This is a genomic window from Sodalis sp. (in: enterobacteria), from assembly GCF_047607725.1.
Classification (GTDB): domain Bacteria; phylum Pseudomonadota; class Gammaproteobacteria; order Enterobacterales; family Enterobacteriaceae; genus JBLKSS01.
In genome coordinates, this window is sequence record NZ_JBLKSS010000259.1 from 1 (window position 1) to 3,100 (window position 3,100).

Here is a 3,100-nt window from a genome sequence, read left to right on the forward strand (position 1 = left end):
CACAGGAAAAATAGACTAAAACCGAGTCAGAAGATGAGCGAACACGTGATCGAATATCACTGGAATGGGTGATCGGAAAATATCGGAATAACTGATCGGATGTCGCCGGAACAGATGATCGGATACGTCGGAATCTGCAAAGGCGCCATCCAGGCTGAACAGTCCGTTAAGCTGGCCCGCCAGCGCGGCGATATCCTGAAGTGGACGGGTCATCAGCTGGATATGGCGTACAAACTTTGGCGCCGCCCGATGCTGTGGCGTCACGAAGTCGCTGTAATCCCTCATGTGGTCACCACCAGAGTGATATGCTCCGTTGTGCAGCTGACGGCCTCATTGAAGGCCACAAGCAGGTTCTCTTCTTTAACTGCTTGTGCCGAGCGCCCGATTTTTATTGCTGTGATGTCGTAGGTCTGCCCTTCTTCGTCACCGTGCAAATTGGCCGGCAGATACAGGCGGGTCAGATAGAGATTATCGCCAATCAGCTGCTGGTTAATGTAGGCAGCCACCGCTGAGCGAATTTTATCGCCGGTCAGCGTGGTGTAGCCGGTAAAGGCGGTCAGGGCGATTTCCACCGCCACGTTGACGTCTCGAGGCCGGGAAAAGCGGATGTCTTTCGGCAAACCGTAACTGTCGATGACCTTGACCAGGGTATCGCCATAGATGCCTGCGCCAGGCGTTTTTTTCAACGCTATCGCCTGGGCAATGGCGTTCACGTCACCCTCATCAACAATCATGGCGATAGCATGGGCTGGCAGGTCGTTTTTATCTGTCTCGCCCGTATCATTTTCAATCCCAGCAGCCGTACCACGCCGGGGAGTAAACTTACCGCGCCCTGAATACCGTCCAGTACCGTGCGCGACGGTAAGGCAACGGATTTCTTCTGCCGGGCACGTAATTCGCTGTCCCGCTCAACCGGCCTGCCGGGGGGGGGTGGCAGGGTTGGTCACCGTCTGCCACCCCCGAGTCGGGGTCGCTATGTCGCTGATATCGCCGGTGGCCGCCGTGATATTACCGGCTGCCGTACAGACGGCGGTCCACTCTGGCCTCACCGTGTGTATCGAAAGCCACCCGGTCAGGCAGACGCCATATCTGGCCATGCCGGTCTCGTACGCTGCCGTGGGTAATGACGGTGCCAACCTGACCGGTCAGCAGGACATCAGCCTGGGAAAATACCCCGAGGCATGCCGGGTAATACCGTTAATCGCTACCGTGTTAGACAGTGCCTCGCCGGTACTGGTCGTGGGGCTAAAGCTGTTGTAGGCAGCGATAACGGCGTTGTTGGCATCGTGGATAGCCAGCGCGTAAATCGCTATCATCTGCCCGTCCTTGCTGTCCGGCGACAGATAGCTATCCCCGCCGTAAATCTGGCGAAAATAGCCGGTAAGCTGTTCCAGTATCGTCTGATAATCAGGTGCAGTGATGCCGCTGTCGGTGACGGTCGCCGACAGGCCAAGGGTATCGAGATGAAGCATTAGACCTCGCTTATGACTGAGGTCTCGCCGTAGAGAGTCTGTATCCGCACGGTCACGGTGATTTTTCGGGTTTCGGGAGAGGCGATAGCGCTGAAGTCGGTGATGGCACGGACACCGGGGGTGTTAAGAATACGCTGTTTGATGGCCAGACCGTACGTCTCACTGTTATGCTTACCCAGCACCGCCTGACGCCAGGGCGTCCCCTCCTCGCTATCCAGAAACCATTGCCCGCGCCATAACGCCAGCCGGGTTCGGACCGCCTGCGCAACGGCCTCCGGGCTATCGCTCAGAAAGGTGTGGTCACCTTGCCCAAAACTGTAGTCAGCGTTTTCATCTTCGCGTCGGTATCTCATTGCGGTTTACCCGTCTTGCTACTACCGGACTGAACGCCGGCATGCACATGGTTTGTCAGGCTGATACCCGCCGCCGTGATATCGTTTTTCACACTGACCGGGCCGTTGATGCTGGCGCTCCCGCCGCTATCCCCCATGCTTTGTGACAGATTGCCGTTGATGGTGACGTTGCCATTGAGCACAATGGTCGGCGCAGTCACGTTCACACCGCCCTGCGCCGTGGCCTTCAATGTACCCGGTGTGGTAACGGTGATAGCGTGTCCCGTCGCCACCTAGACAAAGGCAGCACCATCATCACTGCGGAGCTGGGCGCCATGCAGGCTGATACCGCTGATTTTTTTTGCCTGCGACTGTGGCCCAACAAACACAAACGCATCAGACAAATCATGCTGGCGTGGGTCAATCGTTTCCTGCACACCGCCGTTTTGCCACCAGAAATCGATGCAGCGGTCACCAAACACCACCAGGCACTCGTCTCCAGCACTGACGGGGAAGGTCAGCGTCATACCGCCCCCACGAGGGAAAATAACGGGGACATCCACCAGGAGCGGCAAAGTCACAGAGTGGGTCTTACCCTGCATATCGCTAAGCTGCCCTTTGAGCGCGGGCTGTACCACGCAGGTCACCGCATCAGGGTTAAATGACTGAATAATACCCGGCAGAGCCACCCGCAGCTGAGACGATATAGTGTGGCGCAGGACTTCAAGCAGCGCCTGCTTATCCCCCGCGCGTTCTGATACGGAAATCGTCATTATCCCACCTTGTTCATTGTTGAGATTTTCATCAGGTCCGCCGCGCCTTTCGCCACGCACACCAGATCCATATACCATGCTTTACCCCGTGTATCGCCGCTGTAGCTGATATTCTTCACAATATACGCCCCATCGGTCGCAAGGCTCGCCGGTTGCGATAATGCCCCTTCGGTCTGTTGCACGGTGCCATGATTGACCGTCCCTATCCGGCCCGGCGCCGCCGCAATATCACGTTCGGATAACATCGTGCGGTAAACCAGCGCTTCATCCAGCAGGATAAGGCCATTCACCTGGATCGTCGGATTAATGAGACAGCGAACATTGACACCGGCCTCAATCGTCTGCTGCGGCAAACCTATCAGCCCTGTTGCGCTGTTTAGCACGTAAGCGTACGCCCAGCGCCGTATTGACAGTTATTCAGCAGGGATGGTGAGGTTCCACGGCAGGAGCTCTTTGATTTTGTTGATGGGATGATCCGCGATAATCGCCAGCACATGGCGCAGATACGCTTCCGGCTCCACGC

The 3,100-nt window shown here is 56.8% G+C and carries 3 protein-coding genes and 3 pseudogenes; all 6 read right to left on the reverse strand.

Annotation, left to right across the window (positions count from 1 at the left end):
• Positions 1-15 precede the first annotated feature (15 nt).
• Positions 16-285: a hypothetical protein gene (locus ACMX3H_RS17915; RefSeq protein WP_415211766.1), complete on the reverse strand. Its 270-nt coding sequence runs from the start codon at positions 283-285 to the stop codon at positions 16-18.
• Positions 282-1,472 (reverse strand): annotated as a pseudogene (locus ACMX3H_RS17920) (baseplate J/gp47 family protein). The gene ACMX3H_RS17915 and the pseudogene ACMX3H_RS17920 overlap by 4 nt, the downstream one beginning before the upstream one ends.
• On the reverse strand, positions 1,472-1,825 hold the full coding sequence (locus ACMX3H_RS17925) for a hypothetical protein (RefSeq protein WP_415211767.1): 354 nt from the start codon (positions 1,823-1,825) through the stop codon (positions 1,472-1,474). The pseudogene ACMX3H_RS17920 and the gene ACMX3H_RS17925 overlap by 1 nt, the downstream one beginning before the upstream one ends.
• Positions 1,822-2,577 (reverse strand): annotated as a pseudogene (locus ACMX3H_RS17930) (phage baseplate assembly protein V). Before ACMX3H_RS17930 ends, ACMX3H_RS17925 begins: the two are co-directional and overlap by 4 nt.
• Positions 2,577-2,966 (reverse strand): annotated as a pseudogene (locus ACMX3H_RS17935) (hypothetical protein); the annotation flags it as partial. The pseudogenes ACMX3H_RS17935 and ACMX3H_RS17930, both read right to left, overlap by 1 nt.
• Positions 2,967-2,990: 24 nt before the next feature.
• On the reverse strand, positions 2,991-3,100 hold a 110-nt coding region (locus tag ACMX3H_RS17940; protein ID WP_415209556.1), incomplete at its 5' end, for a transposase domain-containing protein.

Bases quoted from the DNA above. Each gene is read 5' to 3' on its own strand.
- ACMX3H_RS17915 (WP_415211766.1), bottom strand. From the start codon at position 285: ATGAGGGATTACAGCGACTTCGTGACGCCACAGCATCGGGCGGCGCCA.
- ACMX3H_RS17925 (WP_415211767.1), bottom strand. From the start codon at position 1,825: ATGAGATACCGACGCGAAGATGAAAACGCTGACTACAGTTTTGGGCAA.